This is a genomic window from Halalkalibacter suaedae (assembly GCF_017939705.1).
Taxonomy (GTDB): domain Bacteria; phylum Bacillota; class Bacilli; order Bacillales; family Bacillaceae_D; genus Halalkalibacter; species Halalkalibacter suaedae.
The window spans coordinates 606924-632405 of the sequence record NZ_JAGKSQ010000002.1 but is presented as its reverse complement, the minus strand read 5'-3'; the positions used below and the strand labels follow the sequence as shown (position 1 = coordinate 632405).

21 protein-coding genes and 1 pseudogene are annotated in these 25482 nt (G+C 37.6%); 14 read left to right on the top strand and 8 right to left on the bottom strand.

Translation table 11 applies throughout. The annotated features are described in order from the left end of the window. Positions 1–17 precede the first annotated feature (17 nt). Both J7W16_RS07135 and J7W16_RS22395 read right to left on the bottom strand, forming a co-directional pair. Positions 18–1133 (bottom strand): annotated as a pseudogene (locus J7W16_RS07135) (DUF4085 family protein); the annotation flags it as partial. Beyond that, on the bottom strand, positions 1079–1207 hold the full coding sequence (locus tag J7W16_RS22395; protein ID WP_419095818.1) for a 50S ribosomal protein L34: 129 nt from the start codon (positions 1205–1207) through the stop codon (positions 1079–1081). The pseudogene J7W16_RS07135 and the gene J7W16_RS22395, both read right to left, overlap by 55 nt. Before the next feature lie 259 nt (positions 1208–1466). Here J7W16_RS22395 and J7W16_RS07130 point away from each other — a divergent pair, with 259 nt between their 5' ends. Continuing rightward, positions 1467–2888 (top strand): YcdB/YcdC domain-containing protein, encoded by a 1422-nt coding sequence (locus J7W16_RS07130; RefSeq protein WP_210596579.1) that lies wholly within the window; start codon positions 1467–1469, stop codon positions 2886–2888. Between the two features lie 128 nt (positions 2889–3016). On the opposite strand, the gene J7W16_RS07125 is transcribed toward J7W16_RS07130, so the two are convergent. Next, a complete protein-coding gene (locus tag J7W16_RS07125) occupies positions 3017–3913 on the bottom strand; it encodes a glutamate biosynthesis transcriptional regulator GltC (RefSeq protein ID WP_210596578.1) in 897 nt (298 codons plus the stop codon). Positions 3914–4140: 227 nt separating this feature from the next. Between J7W16_RS07125 and J7W16_RS07120 the strand changes: the two genes are divergently transcribed. Continuing rightward, entirely contained in the window at positions 4141–4323 is a 183-nt protein-coding gene (locus J7W16_RS07120) for a hypothetical protein (protein ID WP_210596577.1), read from the top strand. A gap of 135 nt (positions 4324–4458) precedes the next feature. Next, positions 4459–5844 (top strand): NADP-specific glutamate dehydrogenase, encoded by a 1386-nt coding sequence (gene gdhA, locus J7W16_RS07115; RefSeq protein ID WP_210596576.1) that lies wholly within the window; start codon positions 4459–4461, stop codon positions 5842–5844. Positions 5845–6705: 861 nt separating this feature from the next. On the opposite strand, the gene J7W16_RS07110 is transcribed toward gdhA, so the two are convergent. Both J7W16_RS07110 and J7W16_RS07105 read right to left on the bottom strand, forming a co-directional pair. Next, the gene (locus J7W16_RS07110; RefSeq protein ID WP_210596575.1) at positions 6706–6840 is read right to left on the bottom strand and encodes a YjcZ family sporulation protein; all 135 of its coding nucleotides are present in this window, start codon (positions 6838–6840) and stop codon (positions 6706–6708) included. 237 nt (positions 6841–7077) lie between these two features. Continuing rightward, positions 7078–8241, bottom strand: coding sequence for an FAD/NAD(P)-binding protein (locus tag J7W16_RS07105; protein WP_210596574.1), 1164 nt, complete (start codon positions 8239–8241; stop codon positions 7078–7080). A gap of 108 nt (positions 8242–8349) precedes the next feature. Between J7W16_RS07105 and J7W16_RS07100 the strand changes: the two genes are divergently transcribed. After that, a complete protein-coding gene (locus J7W16_RS07100; protein ID WP_210596573.1) occupies positions 8350–9558 on the top strand; it encodes a GTP-binding protein in 1209 nt (402 codons plus the stop codon). Between the two features lie 82 nt (positions 9559–9640). Here the strand turns inward: J7W16_RS07100 and J7W16_RS07095 are convergent, their stop codons facing one another. Then, the gene (locus tag J7W16_RS07095; protein WP_210596572.1) at positions 9641–10042 is read right to left on the bottom strand and encodes a (deoxy)nucleoside triphosphate pyrophosphohydrolase; all 402 of its coding nucleotides are present in this window, start codon (positions 10040–10042) and stop codon (positions 9641–9643) included. Positions 10043–10165: 123 nt separating this feature from the next. Here J7W16_RS07095 and J7W16_RS07090 point away from each other — a divergent pair, with 123 nt between their 5' ends. Continuing rightward, positions 10166–10945, top strand: a complete 780-nt coding sequence (locus J7W16_RS07090) for a GNAT family N-acetyltransferase (RefSeq protein ID WP_210596571.1) — start codon at positions 10166–10168, stop codon at positions 10943–10945. Between the two features lie 198 nt (positions 10946–11143). On the opposite strand, the gene J7W16_RS07085 is transcribed toward J7W16_RS07090, so the two are convergent. Beyond that, a complete protein-coding gene (locus tag J7W16_RS07085) occupies positions 11144–11299 on the bottom strand; it encodes a DUF1540 domain-containing protein (RefSeq protein WP_210596570.1) in 156 nt (51 codons plus the stop codon). A gap of 283 nt (positions 11300–11582) precedes the next feature. Here J7W16_RS07085 and J7W16_RS07080 point away from each other — a divergent pair, with 283 nt between their 5' ends. Both J7W16_RS07080 and J7W16_RS07075 read left to right on the top strand, forming a co-directional pair. Then, the gene (locus tag J7W16_RS07080; protein ID WP_210596569.1) at positions 11583–12512 is read left to right on the top strand and encodes a magnetosome magnetite crystal formation protein family; all 930 of its coding nucleotides are present in this window, start codon (positions 11583–11585) and stop codon (positions 12510–12512) included. A gap of 403 nt (positions 12513–12915) precedes the next feature. Then, complete coding sequence (locus J7W16_RS07075; RefSeq protein ID WP_210596568.1) at positions 12916–13602, top strand: RraA family protein; 687 nt, start codon at positions 12916–12918, stop codon at positions 13600–13602. 74 nt (positions 13603–13676) lie between these two features. Here the strand turns inward: J7W16_RS07075 and J7W16_RS07070 are convergent, their stop codons facing one another. Continuing rightward, on the bottom strand, positions 13677–15413 hold the full coding sequence (locus tag J7W16_RS07070; RefSeq protein ID WP_210596567.1) for an ABC transporter ATP-binding protein: 1737 nt from the start codon (positions 15411–15413) through the stop codon (positions 13677–13679). A gap of 839 nt (positions 15414–16252) precedes the next feature. Between J7W16_RS07070 and araA the strand changes: the two genes are divergently transcribed. From araA to J7W16_RS07035, 7 genes are all read left to right on the top strand, one after another. Further along, positions 16253–17737, top strand: coding sequence for an L-arabinose isomerase (gene araA, locus J7W16_RS07065; RefSeq protein ID WP_210596566.1), 1485 nt, complete (start codon positions 16253–16255; stop codon positions 17735–17737). 556 nt (positions 17738–18293) lie between these two features. Then, the gene (locus tag J7W16_RS07060; protein WP_210596565.1) at positions 18294–19661 is read left to right on the top strand and encodes an ABC transporter substrate-binding protein; all 1368 of its coding nucleotides are present in this window, start codon (positions 18294–18296) and stop codon (positions 19659–19661) included. A 128-nt stretch (positions 19662–19789) separates the two neighbouring features. Next, positions 19790–20725 (top strand): carbohydrate ABC transporter permease, encoded by a 936-nt coding sequence (locus tag J7W16_RS07055; RefSeq protein WP_210596564.1) that lies wholly within the window; start codon positions 19790–19792, stop codon positions 20723–20725. A gap of 35 nt (positions 20726–20760) precedes the next feature. Continuing rightward, positions 20761–21603 carry a carbohydrate ABC transporter permease gene (locus J7W16_RS07050; RefSeq protein ID WP_210596563.1) on the top strand — a complete coding sequence of 281 codons (843 nt, stop codon included), beginning with the start codon at positions 20761–20763 and terminating at the stop codon, positions 21601–21603. A 207-nt stretch (positions 21604–21810) separates the two neighbouring features. Next, positions 21811–23118 carry an arabinan endo-1,5-alpha-L-arabinosidase gene (locus J7W16_RS07045; protein WP_210596562.1) on the top strand — a complete coding sequence of 436 codons (1308 nt, stop codon included), beginning with the start codon at positions 21811–21813 and terminating at the stop codon, positions 23116–23118. Positions 23119–23166: 48 nt separating this feature from the next. Beyond that, the gene (locus tag J7W16_RS07040) at positions 23167–23775 is read left to right on the top strand and encodes a YesL family protein (RefSeq protein ID WP_210596561.1); all 609 of its coding nucleotides are present in this window, start codon (positions 23167–23169) and stop codon (positions 23773–23775) included. A 380-nt stretch (positions 23776–24155) separates the two neighbouring features. Continuing rightward, positions 24156–25325 carry a family 43 glycosylhydrolase gene (locus tag J7W16_RS07035; protein WP_210596560.1) on the top strand — a complete coding sequence of 390 codons (1170 nt, stop codon included), beginning with the start codon at positions 24156–24158 and terminating at the stop codon, positions 25323–25325. The last annotated feature ends 157 nt before the right edge of the window (positions 25326–25482 follow it).

The window sequence follows — 25482 nt, the reverse complement described above, 5'->3', positions numbered from 1 at the left end:
GTACTTTCACTAATCAGCTACTCAAGAATGTTTCGATATTTCTTAATAATGGTTTCGTTTAAGATTCCCTCCTTATGAAAATGCCCTGCATGCACACTTAGCATCAATTCATTCTCTTCCTTTAGTTCCAATATCGATAATACTTGATTGATACTTTCGGCAAGTTCATGAGGATTTGCATACATTGTGTTCCATGCTCGTACCTGCCATTCAAGATCGTTGCTTAAGGCTGCTTTTACAAGATCTTCGGAGGGCACAGGTTCGTTAAGATGTTCATATGGGTCCTCATACACGTTCGTATAAATAAATGAAATGGGATTATACTCATTTAAATGATATGAATAATGCTCACGACCAACTGTTACAATCATCTCATTTTCTTGGAAGTCAATTGACCCGTTTTCGATCAGCATACTCCCCGATATTGATTGAATGACACACTCAACATCTGGTGTGATAAACCAGTAGAGGTAGTCTGGATTTAATCTTGCTGTGTATTCGGTCATTGACATATAATCAAGCTTTTCTTCATCTCTTAATTTCGTATATTCCGCTGGGTGATAAAAATAACGGGCGTCAAGATCTTTCATCTCAATCGTCCACTGGCTTTCTGGACATTCGAATAAGACGCGAAAGGCAAATCCGTTATCAGTTTTCTGTAATTCATCGTAAATAAACCATTGTCCGAGCTGAAGTGGTTCATCCGTTTCTTCAGAAATCACACCATTAAAAGTGAAATGAATAAGTGCTTTCGATGAAAATCCACCGTCTGTATTAACGTAAAGATGAAGTGTATCCTGCTCTCGCTCAATTCGCTCAATCGTTGAATCATGTAAGCTTTCTGCAAAGATTTCTTGTACGGTCACTGGACAGAAAGATAGAGCTTGATTTGTACGTTCAGACGCAGCCTCCAGCACTTTACGAAATTTCTCGTCTGATTCTTTCGTCCATTGAAGATAATCGTCTCGGATGGCTTGGGGTAGTGTCGGTTGATTTAATGAACCATCTTCTAAATATGGGATGAAGCGACTTGGCAGGACGTGACGTAATTCTGATTTGATTTCATTGAGCTCTTCTACTAAACGGCTGACAAGATCTTCTCCTTCTTCTTCCGCCTCTTTGAAAGCACCTTCCCATTCGTCGTCTGATTCGTGAATCGGAAGAAGATTATTTTTGACGAATGTATCTTTTGCTTCTTTCGTGATATTCCACATAATTTTTCACCTCAATGTAGTTGGTAAAAATAGTATACTATATTTGATTCGATAAATAGTGTAATTACCCAAGATGGGTGAGAACAGATTCTGAGCAGTAGCGATGGCATCAACTTTAGAAACCTATTATTAGAAACGCAATCGTAGCAAGTTTAAGCCGAAGCAACAGTTCCTAATAAAGTCGACTAGTAGGAGGGACAAAATTCTATCTTTTAGTGGATAACTATTATCTTGTGGAGGTGCCTATATAGTATGTTAAAGGAAGATTTAAGAAGACGGGCATTAGCAATCGTCACTATCCCACCTGATTTTAAACCGCTCATTGAAGAATATATTGAGGGAGAGAATGGAGAAGGTGCGGCATTATTTTTTTGGGTGAAAGAAGAAAGCGATGAGGGAATTTCAATAGAATTGGATTTAGAGGGGAATTTAATCAAGTTATCGGTGGAGCTCAATCATGATGCTTGCGAACTCGTTCCTTTAGACATAGCAGAGAGACGAGAACGAGCGGAGCAATTCTTATTAAAATTCTATCCGGATGCCTTAGAAGATTTGACCTTTTATGAAGGGAAGGAACTAAGTCATTTCTATCGCTTTTACTATGAGCGGCTTGTCATGGGTTTACCTCTACGACATGCTGGTTGCATGATTAATGTCGATTCAAATGGAGTCATTGTTGGATTCTCGTATACAAAGCTGAGAGACCTTCCTGAAATACCAACAACATTAATTACTAAAGAACAACTAATTGAATATATTAAAAACCAACTTAATTTTCAGCTGCAGATTGTAAACCATTATTCGAGTGGGGATTCGGTAGAGGGGAGGCTTCGTGTCGTTTATGAGCCAGAGCCATTTTTTATGTCATTTAGGGCTAATGCCTTGGAACCGACGTTGAGCATCATTCATGACGATGAAGTTTCAGAAAAAACGATCCCACTTTCGTCTCCTTCTTATAAGGCGATAGAAGCAGATTTAACACTTAATGAGATTATTGGGATTCCTGATGATATGGAGATCATCCGCGAAGTTGATATGGGCGAGGAGACAGGCGTTGTCTGGCGTGATAAGAACTGGCAGGCGACTGTTCAGGATTTATCGATAAATGGCTTTTTTAAGAAACAAACAGAAGAGACTGTTAAAGCCTTCGTCTCAAAGAAGACAGGAAAGGTCAGAAGCTTCTCCTGGTTTAAAGAACGAAGTGGTAACCTTGAGCTTACTCGTAAAGAATGTTTGCAAGTTGCGACAGATTTTCTGCAATTGATCATACCTAACTCTCTTGACTATTTAAACCTGATTGTACAAGAAGAGGAGGAAGGTACTCAAAACAAAGCAGTGTTTTCTTTTCGGATTCACAATGGGAATGGGATTCCTGTCGAGTCAGAGATCATCATTGTTTCAGTGAATCCTAAAACAGGACAAATTGATTATTATAGCGGTCCGAGTTTTGAACTTGATCAATTGCGTACAACTCCCGGGGAACCAACTGTTTCACGTGAAGAAGCGAGCAAAATATTCTTAGATCATTTGGATTTTGAATTGTCTTGGGAAAAGGATTATGAAGGTGAAGAAGAACCTTATGTTCTTGTTTATAAAGCTTGTGATCAACACAAAAGAATTCCGATTCGGTATATTGATGCGATGAATAGTGAGCTTATTTATGGCGGAAGTTAAGTAGGATGTATTTTTATATAGCAAGGAAAAGAAGACAGATTGGCCCAAGCTAATCTGTCTTCGAATATTTAATAGGTGAGTATGGTGCACGAAAATTATTATTCCAATAAAATAATTTATTCTTCTATCTAATAGAATTTACCTTTATAAAATTCAACTAAGAAATCAAAGAATAGTTTTTCAGTTGGTAGTAGCTTCCGGTCGCTCGGAGTAATAATTCCGACGGTTCGAGTAACTTCCGGGTCAGCAATAGGAACTTTCACGGTTGAACGTGGGATGTTTTCGATCACCGTCATTTCTGGAATAAGTGTGATCCCTAAACCAGCTGAAACCAATCCCTTCAAGGCGTCGACGTCATCCCCTTCGAAAGAAACATTTGGCATGAATCCCTCTTCCAAGCAAGCATTGATCACCATGTCTCGGAAATACATTCCTTTTGGCAGCAGAATAAAAGGGTCATCTCGGAGCTGTTGAATCTTAAGTACAGGTTCGTTTGCTAATGGATGATCTATTGGCAAAAGGGCGATTAATTTCTCTGAAAATAAGATGTGTCCTGTTACATAATCCTCATTCATAGGCACAGGCCCTAGTAGTGCCATATTATAGTTGCCATCTATAACATGATCAATAAGGTTATAGTAGGTACCTTGCTTAAGTTGGAATTTTGCCTGCGGGTATAACAAGCGAAATGCTGAAATTGCTTTCGGTAACGTGTATGCAGCCATACTAATTGGAAAGGCAATGCGAACTGTTCCACGCTCAGGATCTAAGTGTTCATTAACCTGTTGAGTTGCATTCTGAATCATTTTCATTGCCTCTGTAATATGTTCCAAGAATAATTTTCCGATAGGTGTTAGCCTTACCCGACGGCCATGTCGAATGAAGAGATCCACACCTAATTCTCCTTCGAGATTGCTTATTTGCCGACTTACAGCTGACTGAGCAACATGTAATGCTTCTGCAGCTTCTGTCATATGCTCACGCTTGGCGACCTCGATAAAGTACGTCAACTGCCTTAATTCCATTTTCTCTCTCCCGTTCATCTCAATCTGATATTAATATTATCTTTTCTTCATATTGATTAGATTAATAGACAATTATAAAATACATCATGACAACAAAATTTAAATTTATCAAGTACCCAAAAAATAAAAAAATGGGACTAGTATGCTAACCGAATCGTAGTATGTCATTCAAGTACAGAATATTTAGAATACAAAGTTTATTAAATTATACATGTGGGGTGAATGGAATGAAGAGAAATGAATGGAGCGAGTGGCAACGCCAAGTAATCATCGATGATTATGTAAAACCAAATGTTGATGAAAATGAGTTGGAGAAGAAGATGGCAATGATAAATAATAAATATAAGGCAATCCATCAACGTGCTTTTAGTACGTTCCCAAAATTAAGAGATAATAGAGTTAATGTCTAAAGTGCCATAGACTCTATCATCTCATTTCAGCATGAATCTCATCTCTTCTTTGTATTGTTTCAAAATAGGTAGCGATAATACAATATGCATTATTAGAATCGTTAAATGTTTTGAAAACAGGGGGAGAGAAAAAATATGACAACAATTACGACAACAGAAAGAAACGATGCTGTAGAAACAGCTCATAACTATGTGAATGCTGTATTTGAAACTGTAATTAAGAGAAACCCAAATGAAAGTGAATTTCAGCAAGCTGTTAAAGAAGTATTTCAGTCATTAACTCCAGTTTTAGCTAAACATCCTCATTATATTAAAGAAGGTATCCTTGAAAGGATCGTTGAACCAGAAAGAATGATATCGTTTCGCGTTCCTTGGGTTGATGATGATGGCAAGGTTCAAGTGAATCGAGGATTCCGCGTTCAATTCAATAGTGCCATTGGTCCATATAAAGGCGGCTTGCGCTTCCACCCGTCTGTTAATGCAAGCATTGTTAAGTTCCTAGGTTTTGAGCAAATCTTCAAAAATGCCCTGACAGGTCAACCGATTGGTGGCGGTAAAGGTGGTTCTGACTTTGACCCTAAAGGGAAATCAAATGTTGAAATTATGCGTTTTTGCCAAAGTTTTATGTCTGAACTTTCAAAATATATAGGTCCAAATACCGATGTTCCTGCTGGAGATATCGGAGTCGGAGCTAGAGAAATAGGGTATATGTTTGGTCAATATAAAAAAATGCGTGGCGGTTTTGAAGCTGGTGTTCTTACAGGCAAAGGAATTGGTTATGGTGGTAGTTTAGCAAGAACAGAAGCTACTGGTTACGGTACTGTCTACTTTGTCGATGAGATGCTGAAGGATCATGGTTATAGCTATGTCGATCGTACTGTCGTTGTATCAGGCTCTGGAAATGTATCGATTTATGCGATGGAACGTGCTAGTCAATTAGGTGCTAAAGTGATTGCTTGCAGTGACTCAAGTGGTTATATTTGGGATGAAAATGGAATCGACATTAACACTGTTAAACGTCTAAAAGAGGTAGAGAGCAAGCGAATTAGTGAGTATGTGATCGAACATCCTCATGCTACATTTGTTGAAGGATGCTCCGGCATATGGTCGATTCCATGCGATATTGCTCTTCCGTGTGCAACTCAAAATGAAATTGATAAGAATGCTGCTGAAACACTTGTTAAAAACGGTGTAAAGGCTGTTGGTGAAGGGGCAAACATGCCGTCTACTTTAGATGCGATTTCGGTCTTTTTAGAGAATAAAGTATTGTTTGGGCCTGCGAAAGCTGTTAATGCGGGAGGAGTTGCCGTGTCAGCACTTGAAATGGCACAAAATAGCTCAAGACTTGCTTGGACTTTCGAAGAAGTTGATCAGAAACTACATGCTATTATGAAAAATATTTATCAACAAAGCAAAGAGGCAGCCAAAGAATACGGCTACGACGGTAATTTAGTGGTCGGCTCTAATATTGTTGGGTTTAAGAAGGTTGCAGATGCGATGATTGCTCAGGGAGTCATTTAAGTTGGCAAATAGATGATGCTATTGAAGAATGTATGGGTCGGTACCGACCCATACATTCTTTTAATTTATTTAGATAAAATATATAATGAGAGTAACGTGGGGAGTCAGGACCATTATTTTGTTTGAGTTCGGCATAGACACGTTCAGCATGGGTTTCAATTTCTTTAATGGTCTGACGCATTGATCAAATACCAAAGACATGTTGAATAAAAATAATTCTCACTAAAACAACTGGATCGATAGAGTTATTTAATTTACGAACAAGACGGCAGGAGGGGAGGGAGGTCACTGAAAAAGTGCTATTTTTAGCAGATACAATGAAGTAGCAAGATTTCCACCAGTTTGAAGGGTATCTCTTTATACAGAGTAAGGTTTGTAGAACTCTTTATGGACATATGATCCCTTAAACCTCAATAATTCCCCTTCCTTACCATGTTTACGGACATATGATCCGTTATTTCATATAAATCGCAAAGAAATGCCAGTTATAATAGAGAATAACGGATCATATGTCCGTTACTACACGAATTCTCGTTTTTCTCACTGTTTAGCGGAACCGATGTCCGTAAGCACCTTCTAGGATCTAAACCACGACCTTTTCTGTTTGTTGGGTATGTAAATTTAGGTAGCTATCACCCTTTTAGTCTTTGTTATTTGTATACTAATATGAAATTTTAAAACGTATCTTTTATAAATTTGAGAAGAAATAACGTCTGCACACGTTAAATCAAAACAACTATTTCGTTCAATGTTTTGCGAGTCCAATAAAAATAGTTGATAATGTCTTAAAATTAAAGATCATAAGAATAGAGGAAGGGTGACTCACCGTAACAATGAGTCACCCTTTTTTATTTTCTTAAATTAAAGCCAAGAAGCCCCGACAATAATTAGAAGAATGAACAACACGACGATTAACGCGAAGCCATTACCTCCTGTAGTTGGTGCGACTGGAGCACCGTACCCGTATCCGCATGGTGTGTGTCCGTAACCGAACATGCTCAATCACTCCTTTCTGCTATTACACTAACACTATATGCAAGAATGAATTGGGTGTGTAATCTTATCAGAGAAATGGGCAGAAGTCATACTATTTGTATTGTAATAGAGGATAGAGATATATTACGCACATTTTCGCATTGATTATCTTTAGTTAATGGAAGTAGCAATGGCTTCACTCATTGCAGGGCTAGTTAAATACATATCTCTTTCTAGTCTCATTTATAATTGAAAATGTTACGTTGCTTTTAAAATACGTTCTGCTGCTCTTCTGGCTCCTGCAATATTTCTGGCAACAGGGCCAATCTCTAATTCAGCTAGTGCACCCATGACGAATAAATTTTTCTTCCATTCAAGTGTTTCCGGAGACACAATCGGATATCCGCAAGTGGCACAAGGCAAGATCTCTGTTTGAACTGTATGTAACAGCCAGTGTGGAAGAGTGGGGAGAAATCCTGTTGCTAGTACAAGTGACTTTGTCTTAAGGAAGCTTTTGTCTTTCAATGCAATGAAAATGGTGCCATTTACCTCATTCACAGCTACCGGTTCATCAACAATGATTGAAAGAAGCCCTTTTTTCTCAGCATACATAAGTTTCGTATACAGTTCTTTCGGCATAGATCCTTTATGGCGTGCATTCTTAATCATGTTTCTACGTTCTATATAGCAAGAGGTACGATTGAATTGTCGCATGTTTTTAGGGCCAAGCCAGCCTGGTTCAGAATCGAACTTATGGATTCGAAAAGAATGACGGGATAGCAATGTGACCTTCCCAGGATATTCATTCGCAAGTCGAATAGCATAATGGGCTGCTGTTATGCCGCCCCCGATAATAGTAATGTCAGGTACTAGTGCAGGAAGGTGATCTTCAAAAATATGATGGACTGGGATTCCTTGCTGTTTTAAAGGAGCTGCCCAGTCCGGATAATATGGTTGGTCTGATAATCCTACAGCTAGAATCACCTGCTTCGAAACAATTGTTGTCCCGGAATTAAGTGTTGCTTTCCATGCATTGAGGTTCTCGATTCTTGATAACGTACAAACTTTTCCTTGGATCCAGTAGTCTTTAAGCTGAAGCTCTGAATATAGATGATCACAATGCTCATTAAATAACGATAGAGAAGGTCGATCATACCTCCCGTAGAAGTGATTGCATGAAGAGTAGCCATTCTTTTTTGCGAATGCTTCTAAACCAAAGGGATCTGGATCTAGCTGATGAACAGAAGGTGAGCGTAAATAAGGCATCTTAATTCTGGTTGTGTTTTGTTTCCATTTCCACAGCGGAGAAGGATATGGATCAATAATGGCAAGTTTTTGGGCAGTTGTCTTCCCTGATTTTATTAGATATGTAGCCATTGTTACACCGTGAACTCCACCGCCAATAATTAGCCAATCATACATATATTTGTCTCTCCTTAGAAAAATAATATTGACAATTTTTTCAAACTACCTTACTATACATCTTAAATCGAAATGATTACGATTTAATTCTAATAAGAGGTGTTACATATGTCAAATAAGAAAATACCAGTTACAGTATTAAGTGGGTATTTAGGAGCTGGAAAGACAACGATTCTAAATCATGTGTTAAACAATCAAAAGGGTTTGAAGGTAGCAATCATTGTCAATGACATGAGTGAAATCAATATAGATGCTGATTTAGTAAGGAATGCAGGAGTGTCACGAACAGAAGAAAAGCTTGTTGAACTGTCAAATGGCTGCATTTGTTGCACACTCCGTGAAGATCTACTTCTTGAGGTAGAGAAGCTGGCAAAGCAGGGAGAGGTTGATTATATTATCATTGAATCAACAGGAATCAGTGAACCGATCCCTGTTGCCCAAACATTTTCCTATATTGACGAAGAGCTCGGAATTGATCTAACAAGGTTTTGTCAGCTCGATACGATGGTGACCGTTGTTGATGCGAATCGCTTCTGGCATGATTTTTCTTCAGGTGAAAGTCTGCTTGATCGAAAAGAAGCACTAGGTGAAGATGACCGACGAGAAGTTGTTGACCTAATCATCGATCAAATTGAATTTTGTGATGTGCTACTTTTGAACAAAACCGATTTGGTTGAAGAGGAGGATCTTAATGAATTAGAACAGGTACTCAGAAAACTTCAATCTTCTGCAAAAATCATTCGAACAGTTCAAGGCAAAGTGAATCCTAATGACATTTTACATACAGGATTATTTGATTTCGAAAAAGCACTTAATGCACCGGGGTGGCTTCAGGAGCTTCAAAAAGAAGAACATACACCAGAGACAGAAGAGTATGGTATTTCCTCGTTTGTATACCGTAGGCAGCGACCATTTCATCCTGAACGACTTCATCTGTGGATGGAGGATTGGCCAGATGAAATTGTTCGAGCAAAGGGAATCATTTGGCTAGCCTCCCGTAATGATATGGCGATCCTTATCTCACAAGCAGGGACATCAATTGGATTTGAACCAGCCGCATACTGGATTGGAGCTTTGTCCCATCAAGAGCAACAGGCGATTTTAAAAGGGGAACCAGATTTAGAGCGTAAGTGGCATCCAGTCTTCGGTGATCGAATGACGGAATTTGTGTTGATTGGCATTGATTTAGATCAACAACAAGTGGAAAGGTCACTAAATCAATGTTTATTAACCGATGAGGAAATGAATCAGAATTGGAACAATTTTAATGATCGGTTTCCTACGTTTGTTGAGGCTGGGCAGTTAATAAATTTATAAGGTTTAATATTCTTTTAGTAATTGCAAGCTCTACATACTTCTTAATCATAATTAATTCATTTTTTTGAGAGTGTTGCAATCTTTAAGTATCTTTTTGATCAATTAATTTCTTCACCGCCGGTATGTCTGCGAGTGCCCACCTAAGAGAGGAGAGGTTCTCCCTTTTGAGCCACAGTAGTTTAGCATGCTCGCTGGCAACTGGCACTCCATCAACAATCCTCGAAGTTATCGCAAATAAGTTCACAATAATTGATTCATATTCATGTACATTCTCGTGAAACAACGTAATCGGTTCAATCTCACAAGCTAGCTCTTCTTTAATCTCCCGTGTAATTGAGGTATAGATATCCTCCTCTTTCTCCACCTTGCCACCTGGAAATTCCCATAGATTCGGCATCGACATTTGCGGGGACCTCAGTGCACATAGGATTTCATTTTGTTCATTTTCAATAATAGCTGCGACAACATTAATCGTTTTCTTCATAAGGGAATTTTCTCCAATCCTAGCTAACTTAATGTGATATCATAATAATAGAAAATAAAGGAAAATGCCATATGATCGAGGGAACAAAAAAGTTTCTTCTTTGACCCAGGGGAGGTTCATTACTTGAACAAAACGTTATTGTTGAATCGTTTTTTGGAAATGGAAAGAGAATATGTCCGCTTATTTTCTGAAGTAACGGAGGGGGAAGGTGCTATTTCATATGCTGATGCAAAACTTCCTGAGATGTACTGCCATAATTTCACATTGTACCATTCAGAACAGGGATTGGTGGACTGGATTTGCAATGAACTTAGCAAGGCTAAGACAAAAACAAGAGGATTCCTGCAGGTTGAGACTCCTTATTTCATTAGCAATGAGTTGATTGACTGTTTGCCTTTTAAACCCCAAATAACTAGGTTTGATCTTATGTATATTGAGACAAAACGATTTGGAGAACGAAAAGGAAATCCAGCTACGATAATTAGAAGTGCGGAAGATAGATCAGTATTAGAAGATGGAATTAAAGTAGACATAGCAGCAAACGAGCAAGGAATGGGACTAGACTTTGCCAAACGAAGAATTGGTAGGAAAACTGATATCTACAATGATGTTAACAAACAGATGAACCTTTTTGTTTGTTATCTTAATGAAAAACCAATTGGTAATATTGAGTATATGACATCAAAGGGAATAGTGAAATTAGAGGATTTCGATATTTTGAATGAGTATCAGAGACAGGGCTATGGTACGGCTGTCTTGCAATATTTGCTTAGAAAAGCCTTCCATGAAAACATCGAGTTAGCTTACTTAGTTGCAGATAGTGAAGATACGGCTAAAGATATGTATAAGAAGAATGGATTTATAAAGATTGGTGAAAAGACGCAACTCCTATTCTTATTATAACCGAACTAGATATGTTTACGTTGATTATCGGACGGAGACTGCTTCCTTAATGTCTAATTGATAAAAGTTTTCAAGAAAATAGTGTGGAAGGGTTGACAATTATGAATGAAATTGATAATCTTTATCATAAGAGAAAGATAAAAAAAGGTAGCCACTGGAATGACTACCAAATTAGAAATTAAGTATTAAACTAGAAAATTAAACTTGAGCTTCGAACGTTTTGCAATCAGTTTCTTCATTAGAAGAAGCTTGTTTGCCGTGGTGACTTACGACGAAAATTTCTGAAGCTGTACACTTTCTGCTCTCAGCGTTATATACACAGTTAGAAACTTCACATAATATAGTTTGTGCCATGTTTTTCACCTCCTATTTTATATTAATTCTAATTTACCATTAAATAGTTTTTTCTGCAATAGTTTTAGATTAATAGTATGAGAAAATATATATAACAAAGATAGAGGCTCTCCTTTCGTGTTTTTACTATCGGATAGTCTCTATTGTTTTTTTTAGAAGGTGTTATTTTGAATTTTAATCGGAGACAAGGATTTACAACTAGTTGACCTTTCAATGAATGTCATGTATCTTCAATCCCTTCCATAAAGATGGTAAGGGAAGGATAGAGAGGGGGACGTGCTTGATGTCAGATATTAAAATTTCAGGATTTCTTACCTTGAAGGATTTGAGTACGTTACAGATCTTTCATGTACGCAAACGATTAGTGTCGATGTTTTTTATTTTATTCATGATCGTTTTATTACTCCAGCTGCTTCTTGATATGTCGGTTGGATGGGGGATGATCATTTTGTCATTGTTCTTTGCGGCTGGTGGAATATTTGTTTTGGTCATGTCGGTTTACCAACGTGCAAAGAGCATCTATGAAAATGAATCACTGATGAAGCTTGAGCAGACGTACCACTTTACAGAAGAGCAGGTAACTGTTAGTTCAGAAAGAAGTCGGACGGAATATTGTTGGGATGATCTGCAAGGCTATTATGAGGTGAAGAATCTGATCCTTATATATATTTCAAAAGTAAAAGCGATTGTTATCCCAAAGCATTTCTTCTCTAGTCAAGATGAACTTAATCAATTACGTCATATGGTTCAAGAAAAACTAAAAGTCGAAATCAAACCTTCTATTGTTAAAGATGATGAGACAACCAAAGGCCATGATGAGGCCGAGAAAACCGCTGTAGACAGAGTGATTGCGGCTGTAGCTCACGGCTTTGCGATTGTTCCTATTCCATTGTTGAATATTGGATTTTCGCTACTGTTCTTATATGTTGTCCGGGCAAAATCGGATTGGATTCATGCACAAGCGAGACAATCGCTTAACCTACAGATTAGTTTTGTCCTGTATAGTGTTTCCCTATTTTTGATCGCGTGTGCTGGGATTTTTGTACTTAGAATGATTGAATGGGACCCAATTTCTATTCTATTTGGTTTGTTGTTTATTGTAATTTGGATTGTGAAATGGATGTTTTATGTTGTAGTCGCTGTCATTCAAATCATTTTTAATCTAATTGGGAAGTCTTTCCGTTATCCGTTAGTTATTCGTTTCCTGAGGTGATTAGTAAGTCCTAGGAAGCGGGGATATATAATATTTAATGCGTTGTTTAAGTAGAGAGAGCGATGGCCATTAATTAGTTTTTTGCAAATAGTTGATAGTAATAGAATAGAGTTTTGTTAAAGAGGTTTCCTGTAGTGTTTACACTTTGGGAAACCTCTTTTGTGGGTAATTATTCAATAAAGCGTATGTCAGTTAACAAAGTCTAAATTCCGTTATGGGGTTCAGACTTTTGGATATTCGAATACTGTTGTTTATTACTGTAAAATAAACTAAAGTATAATGTAAGGGTTATCATAATAGCGTAACAAGCATAAACGTTCATAGGTAACAATAGGATACTCCTCAAGAGGGAAACGTCGCGGCCCTTTATCAAATTTGTTTTAAAAGAAAGGTGAATGTTTCTATGTCCAACTTAGGTTATCGAGTTATTGAAAACATTAAAAGACCTTCCGAAGAGTTAATGAAAGGATTCGAACGATTGCAAGTGGCTAATATTGATGATTCTATGAACCGGATGGGTGCGATTAACGAATCGATTCATCAAATGAACGGTCGAAATGTACTTGGTCCTGCCTTCACTGTGAAAGTACCTAGTGGTGATAATTTAATGATCTTTCTTGCCATAGAAAAAGCGAAGCCAGGGGATATTATTGTAATTGACGGTGACGGGAATATGGAGCGTGCCTTAGTTGGTGAAATGCTGGCCAAATTTGCACAATCCAAAAAAATAGGTGGATTTGTTATTAATGGCTGCATTAGAGATTACGATGTGGTTCATAAAATGGAGATTCCAATTTTTGCAAAAGGGCGAACACCAAATGGTCCTTTTAGAAACGGTCCGGGTGAGATCAATACACCCATTAGTATCGGCAGAAAAGTCATTTTCCCTGGAGACATTATTATCGGAGACAGTGATGGAGTCATTGTTGTCAGACCAGAGGATGCAAAGGATCTGCAGAAAAAGGCGATTGAGATTGAACAGAAAGAAGCAGCTATCATCGATCGAATTGAAGCGGGAAATGGAATGGATATAGAGTGGATTTATAAGAAGTTAGAAGCGGAGAATTGTGAGATTATTAAAGGTGAGTAGGTAAAAGTTTCTCTTTTGTAGTGAACAGTGGCTATACACTGTTCACTATTTTAGGTTTGTTAAAAATAAGCTGATTATGTTAACTGTTGCTCGGCAAATTCTCGGTAGAGTTCATGTGACTGTACAAGCTCTTGGTGAGTACCGATACCTGTTATCTGTCCTTTTTCAATGAAAATAATCTTATCTGCATTGACGATGGTTGAGAGGCGGTGGGCAATGACGAATGTTGTTCGGCCTTCCATAAGTCGGAGGAGGGCTTGCTGGACAATTCCTTCTGATTGGCTATCCAAACTAGCTGTCGCTTCATCCATCATCAGGATCTTCGGATTCCTTAAAAAGGCACGTGCGATCGCAATTCGTTGACGCTGCCCGCCGGAAAGCTTGATCCCACGTTCGCCAACCTCTGTATCTAGCCCATCCGGAAATTCTTTAATAAATTGATCAGCATAGGCCATTTCAGTCACTTCCCATAAACGATCGTCCGTAATATTTTTAGCCTCTTCTAATCCATAACAAAGATTTTCTCTAATCGTCCCGACCATCATCGGGCTATCTTGGGAAACATAGCCAATTTGTCTTCTCCAAGAGTCTAGAGACAACGCCTTCACGTTTGTCGATCCGATCAGAATATCACCTATTGTCGGCTCGTAAAAACGTTCCAGCAGTCCGAACATCGTTGTTTTCCCACCGCCACTAGGCCCGGCGAACGCTACCATTGTTCCTGGTTGGACATTAAATGAGACGTCTTTTATGACGGGCTCTTCTTCATCGTAGCCAAAAGTAACATGTTTGACGGAGATTGTTTGATTGGTGATATCTAAGTCAATGCCTTCTTGCCCGGCCTCTTCATTAATGTCTAGAATTTCAATGATACGTTCGGTGGCTCCTTTAGCCTTTTGAAGCTGGGTAAAGAACATCGCGAACGAAGTGATAGGGAACACAATTTGAAAGAGGTAAAGTAAAAAAGCAACAAGTGAACCAGTTGTCATCGTTCCTTCTGCTACTCGAATCCCGCCATATCCAATAATTACGACAATCACGAGCATAACGACAAGATACATTAGCGGGGCGACCATCGCGAAGATTCGACCTTCTTTTAAACCAAAGGAAAAAAGCTTGTTGATCCCCGTTAATCCTTTTTCCTCCTCTGTTTTCTCTGCATTCGATGCTTTCATCAAACGGATCTCACTAAGTGTTTGTTGAACACTTCCGGTGAAGGTTGCTGTTTCGTCCTGAAGACTTCGCGAAATCTTTGCCATTCTACTCCCAAGCGGAATCATAAACAGGGCAGTGATTGGAACAGCGATTAGCATTAATAGCGTCATTTTCCAATCCATGAATAGTAAAATGATGACTGCACCAATAATCGTAATAATCCCACCAATAAACTGAGGGAAATGCTGTGAAATTAAATCCTTTACAATACCGGTATCATTAACAACACGACTTACTGTTTCCCCACTTTTACTTTTATCGTAGTATCCAACGGGTAGACGGATTAACTTGAACCACATTTTTTCTCTTAAGCTTGCGACGATCTTTTGCCCAACGAATGCAAGAGCATACATTGACAATCCATCGATAACTGCCTGTAAAATGAACACAGCTATGATAGCAGTGATTAATAGGGTATTAAGTGATTCAAACGAAAAACCATCGACAAGCTCTCTTGTTAGAAGTGGAATAGTGAGCCCGACAATTGTAGTGATTAGACTACCTACAAGACCTAGAGTGAGCATAAGCTTTGGAATTTTTGTAGATAAAATAAGAGAAAGAAACGGCTTTAACGTACCTTCGTTGTCTTTTTTCATACTGTTGTCTCCTTTGAAATTTATGTATACCTTCTTTTCATTACGAAATAGAGAAGAATGTAGTTTCATTATATAGGGTATTATTGAAAAAATGATAATGTACGAATTGGAAGGGTGTATTTTACTTGGTAAGTAGTTAAATTTCGAGTATAAAATTGCAATTCATGTTAGGTCTTTATCTATATAGAGTTATACGTACATCTCGAAGTAGAGACCAAGTAGCTGTTTACTTGTAGATGTATCCAGATGGTCATTAACTACAGGTTTAATCGGCTAGATAAAATTTATGAAACAGGATAAAATGAAATATGATTAGTTTGCTTAATTGATTAGCGATAAGAATAAATATCTAAGGGGGGGGAATTTTAACTATTTAAGAAAGTAGGACACGAGAATCCACTAGAGGCAGTAATAGGGAAGGTATTTTCAAGTATATTCACTTATGTAAAAAAATTTGTAAATACGATAAAATATTTTCATTGATTGTACGTACAAATTGTATTATTATAAAAGAGTAATAACATATGCGTACAAGACATGTTGGATGCAGTGCTGCTAGGTGGGCTACCAAGGTAATGTTATAACAGCTTGAGAAGTCACCTAATTACTACCCAAGAAGAAGCTAATTACCTTAAAGTAGGATATTGTAAGCGGTTACTGTGAATAGCTATCATACTGCTCTTGTGATAGAAGAATTCTAAGGCGAATCTTCATACATATTAGCAGCCCAACAATGAATTAAGTGCTATTAGATTCGTTCAATGTTGTAAAATGTACGGAACTAATACGTATGCAACATGTTAAAGGATAAGTTAATGTTAATTGAGGAGGAATTTAAATTGTTATCAGTCAGACCTTACGAATTCTGGTTTGTTACAGGGAGTCAAAATTTATACGGTGAAGAGCCACTTCGCCAAGTGGCAGAAAATTCACAGAAGGTTGTAGATGGATTAAACGCACAAGGTGATCTTCCTTATAAGGTTGTCTTTAAATCAGTTGTTAAAACTGCTCAAGAAATACATCAATTCGCTACAGAAGCGAGCAACAATGAAAATTGTGCAGGTGTTATTACTTGGATGCATACGTTTTCACCTGCTAAAATGTGGATTCCAGGCTTAAAGGCATTGCAAAAGCCATTGCTTCATTTCCATACACAATTTAACCAAGATATTCCTTGGGAAAATATTGACATGGATTTTATGAATTTAAATCAAGCTGCACATGGAGATAGAGAGTATGGGTTTATCGGTACTCGTATGGACATTTCCAGAAAAGTGATTGTAGGACATTGGCAAAATCAAGACGTTGCTAAAAAGCTAGCCAGCTGGATGAAAACAGCAGTTGGTGTAACAGAAGGTACAAACATTCGTGTAGCTCGTTTCGGTGATAACATGCGTAATGTTGCAGTTACCGATGGAGACAAAGTAGAAGCACAGATCAAATTTGGTTGGACAGTTGATTATTACGGAATCGGTGACCTTGTTGAAGAAATGAGTAAGGTTACTGAAGAAGAGTTGTCTGATCTGTATAATCAATATGAAGAATTGTATGACCTGCCAGCTGAAGCTAGTGAGCCCGGTCCAGTGAGAGATGCGATCTTAGAACAAGGTCGAATTGAACTTGGTCTAAAATCATTCCTAGCAAAAGGCAATTACAATGCTTTTACAACAAATTTTGAAGATTTACATGGTATGAAACAACTTCCAGGATTAGCTGCTCAACGTCTAATGGCTGAAGGCTATGGTTTTGCAGGAGAAGGAGACTGGAGAACGGCTGCATTGCTTCGTCTAATGAAGATTATGTCGTCTAATCAAGGAACTTCATTCATGGAAGACTACACGTATCACCTTGAACCTGGAAATGAAATGATTCTAGGGTCGCATATGCTTGAAATCTGTCCAACTGTTTCAGCAACGAAACCAAAGATTGTTGTCAATCCACTAGGAATTGGTGGGAAAGAGGACCCAGCACGTCTAGTATTTGATGGTAGAGGCGGAGATGCTGTAAATGCTTCTCTTGTTGAAATGGGAGGTAGATTCCGTCTAGTTGTGAACGAAGTAACAGCAGAGCAACCTACTATCGAAACACCGAAATTACCGGTAGCTAAGGTGCTTTGGAAGCCACAACCTTCTTTAAGTGATGCAACAGAGGCGTGGATCTATGCTGGTGGTGCTCATCATACAGTATTCTCTTTTGATGTAACGACTGAACAGCTTTATGATTTTGCTGATATGGCTAAAATTGAAGTAGTGGTAATTGATAAGGATACAAATGTTAGACAATTCCGTAATGAGTTAAGATGGAACCAAGCAATTTGGGGATAAAGGTATTTAAGGCAGAGGTTAAAAAACCTCTGCCTTTTTTTGTTATCACAAATAGATAGCGAGAAAACAAATTGGTACGTATAACTTTGGAGTTTTAATTAAGTTAAAGGATATTCAAGAACATCAGAGTCCTAAAGATAATTGGATATTATTGGTATGGTCATGTTGTGAATAATCAAGTTCTGAAGTAAGTTTGTTTATCGCACGAACTAAGTATATAACTACTGTTCACTTGCTTTGAAGAGATATGTTGAGGGAGGGTAGGTTGATCAAGGGAAATAGTTTAATTTTACATTGTTGTAAGAAATGAACTTGAAAGGCCGTTCACTAACTGGTACAGACACGCAAAAAAAAATTGTTGTACAACCGAATAATTTTTGTCAAAATATGTTGACATGTACTGACAAGTATAATATATTGGTTTTATAAGAATGCGTTTTCATTAAAAAAGCATTCACCTCTAGTGAGAAGGAGGAATGTATTTACAGGTTTTAATGAAAAGGGTTACATTCTATTAAAATGATTTAAAAAAACTAAGATTATGGGGGCAATGAACATGTTGAAAAAACCGTATCGTGTGTTTGCTAGTGTCGCGTTGGTTAGTACTCTTCTATTAGGTGCTTGTAGTGGTGGTGGAGGATCGTCTTCTGGTGGAGGAGAGTCAGAGGATGGTGATAAAGTATTAGAATTTATGTTTAGAGGATCTACTGTTGAAGAAGCAGCGTATAAAAAGGTTATTGAAAACTTCGAAGCTGATAATCCTGGAGTAGACGTAAAACTAAATGTAATTCCTATTGATAATTACGCAACGAAGCTTAAAGCTGCAATCACAGGTAAGAAGATTCCAGATGTGTTCTTTATTGCACCAGGGGAAGTAAGAGCATATGCAAATAGTAAAGTTTTGTTAGATCTTACTGAAACTGTAGAAAATAGTGATTCTATTAATCAAGATAACATGTGGGAATATGGTTTCGATAGCTATCGTTATGATGGAACAACACAAGGTGTCGGAAGTCTTTACGCATTACCGAAAGATGTTGGACCATTTGCATTAGGTTACAACAAGACAATGTTTGAAGAAGCTGGCCTTGAATTGCCAGATCCAGATGTACCAATGACATGGGATGAATTCATTGAAGCTGGACAAGCTTTAACAAAAGATAATGATGGTGATGGAAAACTTGATCAATTCGGAACAGGGTTTAACGTTAACTGGGTTCTACAATCATTTGTTTGGAGTAATGGTGGGGACTTCCTTGATGAAACACAAACAAAAGTAACAGTTGATACACCAGAATTTGCTGAAGCACTTCAATTCTTTGCAGACCAACAAAATGTGTATGGAATTACTCCTTCTATTGAAGATGCTCAAACTCTTGACACATATCAACGTTGGATGAAGGGTGAAATCGGATTCTTCCCAGTAGGACCTTGGGATGTTGGAACTTTTGACACAGAATTAGATTTCGAATATGACTTAATTCCTTATCCAGCAGGTGCAACAGGTGAATCTGCAGCGTGGATTGGAACATTAGGATTTGCAGTAGCTGCTAACACAGAGCATCCTGAATTAGCAACTGAACTCGCAACATATCTTTCAGCTTCTGAAGAAGGACAACAACAACTTGTTGACGCACGTGTTCAAATTCCTAACTTGAAAGACATGGCTGAAGAGTGGGCTGCTGATACAACTACAACTCCAGCTAACAAACAAGAATTCTTAGATATCGTTCAAGATTACGGTCGTGCGTTACCTGCTAATAACACGTACAATGGTGAATGGTATGATTACTTCTTTACGAATGTTCAACCAGTATTAGACGGAGATAAGACAGCTGCTGAATACGTAGCAGAAGTACAACCGAAAATGCAAGAATTTCTTGATAATGCGATTCAATTAGAGAAGCAAGCAAGTGGAAATTAATTTAGCTCGATAATAAGCAACTTTAAATGCAGGAAATGATGTTGTCTCTGAAGTCTAGTAATAGATGAAGACATCATTTCCTGTTTTCTATAAGGTAAGCCAATAAGCATTGATCTGGGGTGAATGAAATGGGCAAACAAATATCTGACACTGCAATAAATAAGCAAGTTCCTTTTAAGGCACCAAAATCTAAACTTCGCAAGCAAGAAGGTAGAGCTGCATTTCTATTTATACTGGCACCATTAGTAGGATATTTACTCTTTATTCTTTATCCATTTTTATTTTCCATCTATGCATCTTTTACGACATGGAATGGGTTGGGTTATCAGGAATGGACAGGATTAGATAACTATATTGCCTTAATTAATGATGATTACTTCCATAAGTCATTATTTAATACATTATTTATGATGCTTGGAATACCTATTGGGCTATTTTTATCTCTATTCCTAGCTATGGGTTTGAATAGAAATATACCGGGTACTACAACATTTCGAGTAATCTACTATATTCCAGTTATTTCTTCTCTAGCAGCTATTTCTGTACTTTGGCAGTGGGCATATAACGGTGATTACGGTTTAGTCAATCAATTCTTAGCTGTCTTTGGGATCGATGGTCCAAACTGGTTACAAAACAAAGACACTGTTAAACCAGCTTTAATCATTATGACAATTTGGAAAGGTTTAGGTATGTCGATGCTACTTTACCTAGCTGCTTTACAAAGCGTTCCGAAAATGTACTATGAAGCAGCTGGACTTGATGGTGCAAACGCATTTCAACGTTTTAGATATATTACGTTGCCAATGGTAAAGCCTGTTACATTCTTCCTTGTTATTACAGGAATTATCGGTGGAGCTCAAATGTTTACAGAGATTAACATCATGACTCCAACAGGTGGACCAGAATATAGTTCGGCAACTGTTGTATTCTATATTTGGCAAAAAGCCTTTACTAACTTACAAATGGGTTATGCTTCAGCCATCTCAGTCGTACTTGGTTTAATCATCTTTATTGTCACGATTATTCAGTTTAAATTAAATGATAGATCTACTTTTGAGATGTAGATTAGGATAATTATTATTAAGTAGGGGTGAGATCGTTGAATGAAAAAGTAAAAAACAGGGTTGCCAATTCCTTTATCTTTCTTGCATTAACAGCAGGAGCTGTGGTCATGATTGCACCACTTATCTGGATGCTTTCAACTTCGGTAAAAGAAAAGTCAGATGTATTTGCTCTACCTCCAGTTTGGATTCCTACAGAATTCAACTGGGGAAAATATCTTGAAATTTGGACAGCTGGACCATTATTAACGGGTATTCAAAACAGTTTAATCATTTCATTAACAGTTTGTATAGTAGGTACGTTCACATCTAGTTTAGCGGCTTTTGCGTTTGCAAAACTAAGACTGGCGTATAAGAATTACATCTTCTTACTACTATTGTCTGCTATGATGATTCCATATCCGAGTATAATGATTCCTCAGTTTGCAATGTTTTCGAGTATTGGGTGGGTAGATACACTCTTACCGCTTATTGTTCCACCAATTTTTGGTAACATAGTTATGGTGTTTTTCTTACGTCAGTACTTAATCAATGTTCCGAATTCTATTATTGAAGCGGCACAAATTGACGGAACTTCATTTTTTGGGATTTTCAGTAAGATTATCTTCCCATTAATTAGACCGGCGATTGCAGCTCAATTAATTCTTTGGTTCATGGGTGTTTGGAATGACTATTTAGCTCCAATTATCTATTTAAGTTCACCAGAGAAACTAACCATACAGCTGGTCATTGCTAACTTAAATGCGGCGTATGCTATTCAAACCGATTATCCTTTAATCATGGCAGCTTCCGTTATTGCATTACTACCAGTATTAGTTGTATTCTTGATTTTCCAACGTCAAATCATCGAGTCTATTGCTATTAGTGGAGTCAAAGGTTAATGCTCTTTTTTAGCTCGAAACACGTAAGGCAGTTTTATCCTTACTTTTGATTCCTCTTCTATGCTTTGTTACTGCGTGTACAAGTTAAGCATAGAAGAGGAATATCAATTATTAAAATCCAAGAAAAACCATCAATACAAGTTTTATGAGTCTAAATATATTCATGTGGAAGGTACTCATTAACGTTGAAATCAAAGGAGATAATAGATGATCCATTCTAATACTATCCCTAAAGATAAATTGTACGATAAATCAATCCTAGAAGATCAAAGCAAATGGACAACGAACAATGTTCATGACCCAGCTTTAGTAAAAGATGGTGATTGGTATTACGTCTTTTCTACTGATGCTAGTTATGGCATCAAGCCAAAAGCAGGGGTTCAAATTCGTAAATCAAAGGATTTAATCAATTGGCAGTGGGTTGGCTATGCCTTTAGCGACGGAGTTCCAGAAGAAGCAGAAAAATGGACAGGAGCTCTCGGGCTTTGGGCGCCAGAAGTAACTAAATATGGTGATACTTATTACATGTATTACTCAGCTTCTACATTTGGAAGTACTCAATCCTTTATCGGTCTAGCAACAAGTAAACATATAGAAGGTCCCTACGAAGATCAGGGGCTTGTTTATAAATCGCTTGAAGGCGAAGAGGATGAGCCCAACGCAATTGATGCTAATATTACGTTTGATAAAAATGGTGAACCTTGGATGGTTTTTGGTTCTTTTTTTGGTGGCATACATGTGACTAAAATTGATCCTAACACAGGAAAACCTTATCAGTACGGAAAAGGTAGATTAATTGCCAAACGTCATGTTAGTGTTGAGCGTGCCATTGAGGGTCCTTATATTGTCTATAATCCTGATCTAGATTACTATTATTTGTTTGTTTCTTATGATTCACTGTTTTCAAACTATAATATTAGAGTCGCTAGGTCTAAAAATATTGAGGGTCCTTATCTTGATTTCGAAGGAAATGACATGACGAACATTGAATTACCGCCTAATGATGTCGGCTTGAAATTACTTGGTGGTTACAAATTTCAAGATGGCGATGGATGGGTAGCACCTGGACATAATTCAGTTCTAAAAGATGGTGATGATTATTATGTCTGTCATCACATCCGTGCTGAAAAAGATAAACACTGGCATTACTTACACATAAGAAAAGTGGTCTGGAGCGAAGATGGGTGGCCACTTATTTCTCCAGAGAGGTATGCAGGAGAAAAAGAGATTCCGGTAAACCTTAAAGAATTAACTGGTGAATGGGAATATTTCCTTGTTGATAAAGAAAACAATAACCAAGATTCTTCTATATGTATAACGATAACAGATAGTCCTCAAGCAAGCATTTATTTGTTGCAGTTATCTGAAAATCGTTATATGCTGAATGTAAATGGTACAGAAATAACTGGTAAAGTTCTACCAAGCTGGGATTGGGAACTTTGGAAAGAAACGTTCGTTTTTATGGGGAAAGACTCAAAAGGCCAAGTATACCTTGCAAAGAAAATGAATGATTAATCTCTTTCATACCACTTGTGAATTCATCTAAGTAAAGAGGCGATAACAATGGACGGAAACTGGGCAGGATCGATTATGAATTTACTAGATAGGATAATAAAACTTATTATCCTCAATGTCTTATGGTTTTTATTTACAATAGTTGGTCTCGTAATCTTTAGTTTCATGCCTGCGACCGCCTCTGTTTACATGATCATTAGAAAATGGATGAATGGAGAGAATCTAGATAACAATGTATTTCTGGACTTTTGGAAGCACTTTAAAGCGAATTTTGTAAAGACGAACCTTGTTGGAGTCGTGTTTCTAATCATAGGGTTGTTTCTTTACTTAGATATTCTAATTTTACTTGGAACTGAAGCGTTAATTGGTAAAGTATTGCTAGCGCTAGTTATCATGCTTTGTTTTATTTACTTTGCAACACTATTACATTTCTTTCCGTTATTTTCTAGATTAGATATGAAGGTCTTTAATTATTTTAAATTAGCGTTAGTTATGGGGATATCGAAACCATTCACGACTATATTGATGGTACTTTGGTTATCGGTTGTCGTTATTCTATCTCTAGAGTTCACTGTAATCATTCCTTTGTTTTTTGTCTCATTAATTTGTGTGGGCATAAACTGGGTTAGTGTTAGAAATCTCGAAAAAACTGAATAAGATCATTAAAGAGTACCTCTTCTTTTGAGGTACTCTTTTTGAGAGATCTTTCTTATAGATTTTGTTAGGGAATAGTCTTGACAAATTTGCCAAACCTTCTTATTCTTATTGTACGTACAAATATTCATTAGTTCGTTAGTGTGAACGATACATGTACGTCCATCCAGAAAAAGAGACGTTATCATCGGCATGCTTGTAAGCGTTTAAATGTTTGTTTGAAGTAGTGTACGTGATTTTGAAGCTACTTCTGTATTTGGTTGAAGCTTAATAGAGTAGCGATTAACAAGTTCTCTATGGTATGAACAAAAATGATACTAAGATCGGTAGCCAACTTCTATACAAGTTGGAAGAAATCGATTATATGAAAAGGATGTTAGCTGATGAAATTAAGTGAAGTTCAAAACATTGAGGTAACGACAAAAGTTGGAAGTAAATTAAATTTACCAGAAAAAGTCGATGTGGAATTTAGTAATGGAGTAACAGCTGATATGGATGTTCAATGGAGTACATTAAGTGAGGATGAATTGAAAACACCTGGTACTTACACGGTTGAAGGGGAAATCCAGCATCAATATTACTCAAATCCGCTAATCGAGCAACGTGCTGATCCTTACATGTATAAGCATACAGATGGTTATTATTATTTTACAGGCTCATATCCGGAATACGATAGAATTGTCCTTCGTCGTTCGAAGACAATTGAAGGACTTTCTAGTGCACCTGAGACGGTTGTTTGGGAAAGACACGAATCAGGGATTATGTCAGAACATATTTGGGCTCCAGAGCTTCATTACATTGATGGAAAATGGTATATTCATTTTGCAGCAGGAGACCGTGATGATGTTTGGGCGATCCGTCCTTATGTCCTTGAAACAGATGCTGAGAATCCTCTTGAAGGAAGCTGGGTTGAAAAAGGTCAAATTAATATATCTTTCCAAAGCTTTTCATTAGATGCGACTACTTTTGCTCACAACGGTAAACGGTTCTTAGTTTGGGCTCAAAAAGTAGAAAACGAGTCAATCTCAAACTTATATATTGCTGAGATGAGTAATCCCTGGACCCTAAAAGGTGAACCGGTCTTACTTTCTACACCAGAATATGAGTGGGAGCAAGCGGGTTTCTATGTAAATGAAGGACCAGCTATGTTACATCGTAATGGTCGAGTGTTCATTGCTTATTCCGGTGGTGCAACAGACGATCGTTATTCAATGGGCTTATTAACAGCATCAGAAGATAGTGATCTACTAGATCCAAACTCATGGACAAAAAACGTTGATCCTGTTTTTGTGTCGAGTGAAGAGACTAGTGAATACGGTCCTGGACACAATAGCTTCACAGTTGCTGAAGATGGAACAACAGATCTATTAGTTTATCATGCTAGACCATATAAAGAAATTGAAGGCAATTCCCTGTATGACCATAATCGTCATGCTAGAATCCAACGCTTATTTTGGAAGAAAGATGGTACACCTTATTTTGGAATACCAGGTCAGAAGATCGACACTACTGGCGTAAAAGCCATTGCAACGATTCATGTTGTTGCTGAATAGTCCTTAGTCATATTTTTTAATGAATGAGGGAGTGTCCACATACATCTGATTTTCTCTCAAAAAATGAATGGAAGCCTGAGTCCAGCCTTATTGAGGGTGACGCTGTGTAACTGTTCAGGCACACCTAGATGGTAGTTTAATAAGGTTGCTTCGAAGC

Coding starts and splice junctions, on each gene's coding strand:
- J7W16_RS07130 (WP_210596579.1), top strand. CDS start 1,467: ATGTTAAAGGAAGATTTAAGAAGACGGGCATTAGCAATCGTCACTATC.
- J7W16_RS07125 (WP_210596578.1), bottom strand. CDS start 3,913: ATGGAATTAAGGCAGTTGACGTACTTTATCGAGGTCGCCAAGCGTGAG.
- J7W16_RS07120 (WP_210596577.1), top strand. CDS start 4,141: ATGAAGAGAAATGAATGGAGCGAGTGGCAACGCCAAGTAATCATCGAT.
- gdhA (WP_210596576.1), top strand. CDS start 4,459: ATGACAACAATTACGACAACAGAAAGAAACGATGCTGTAGAAACAGCT.
- J7W16_RS07110 (WP_210596575.1), bottom strand. CDS start 6,840: ATGTTCGGTTACGGACACACACCATGCGGATACGGGTACGGTGCTCCA.
- J7W16_RS07105 (WP_210596574.1), bottom strand. CDS start 8,241: ATGTATGATTGGCTAATTATTGGCGGTGGAGTTCACGGTGTAACAATG.
- J7W16_RS07100 (WP_210596573.1), top strand. CDS start 8,350: ATGTCAAATAAGAAAATACCAGTTACAGTATTAAGTGGGTATTTAGGA.
- J7W16_RS07095 (WP_210596572.1), bottom strand. CDS start 10,042: ATGAAGAAAACGATTAATGTTGTCGCAGCTATTATTGAAAATGAACAA.
- J7W16_RS07085 (WP_210596570.1), bottom strand. CDS start 11,299: ATGGCACAAACTATATTATGTGAAGTTTCTAACTGTGTATATAACGCT.
- J7W16_RS07080 (WP_210596569.1), top strand. CDS start 11,583: ATGTCAGATATTAAAATTTCAGGATTTCTTACCTTGAAGGATTTGAGT.
- J7W16_RS07075 (WP_210596568.1), top strand. CDS start 12,916: ATGTCCAACTTAGGTTATCGAGTTATTGAAAACATTAAAAGACCTTCC.
- J7W16_RS07070 (WP_210596567.1), bottom strand. CDS start 15,413: ATGAAAAAAGACAACGAAGGTACGTTAAAGCCGTTTCTTTCTCTTATT.
- J7W16_RS07060 (WP_210596565.1), top strand. CDS start 18,294: ATGTTGAAAAAACCGTATCGTGTGTTTGCTAGTGTCGCGTTGGTTAGT.
- J7W16_RS07055 (WP_210596564.1), top strand. CDS start 19,790: ATGGGCAAACAAATATCTGACACTGCAATAAATAAGCAAGTTCCTTTT.
- J7W16_RS07045 (WP_210596562.1), top strand. CDS start 21,811: ATGATCCATTCTAATACTATCCCTAAAGATAAATTGTACGATAAATCA.
- J7W16_RS07040 (WP_210596561.1), top strand. CDS start 23,167: ATGGACGGAAACTGGGCAGGATCGATTATGAATTTACTAGATAGGATA.
- J7W16_RS07035 (WP_210596560.1), top strand. CDS start 24,156: ATGAAATTAAGTGAAGTTCAAAACATTGAGGTAACGACAAAAGTTGGA.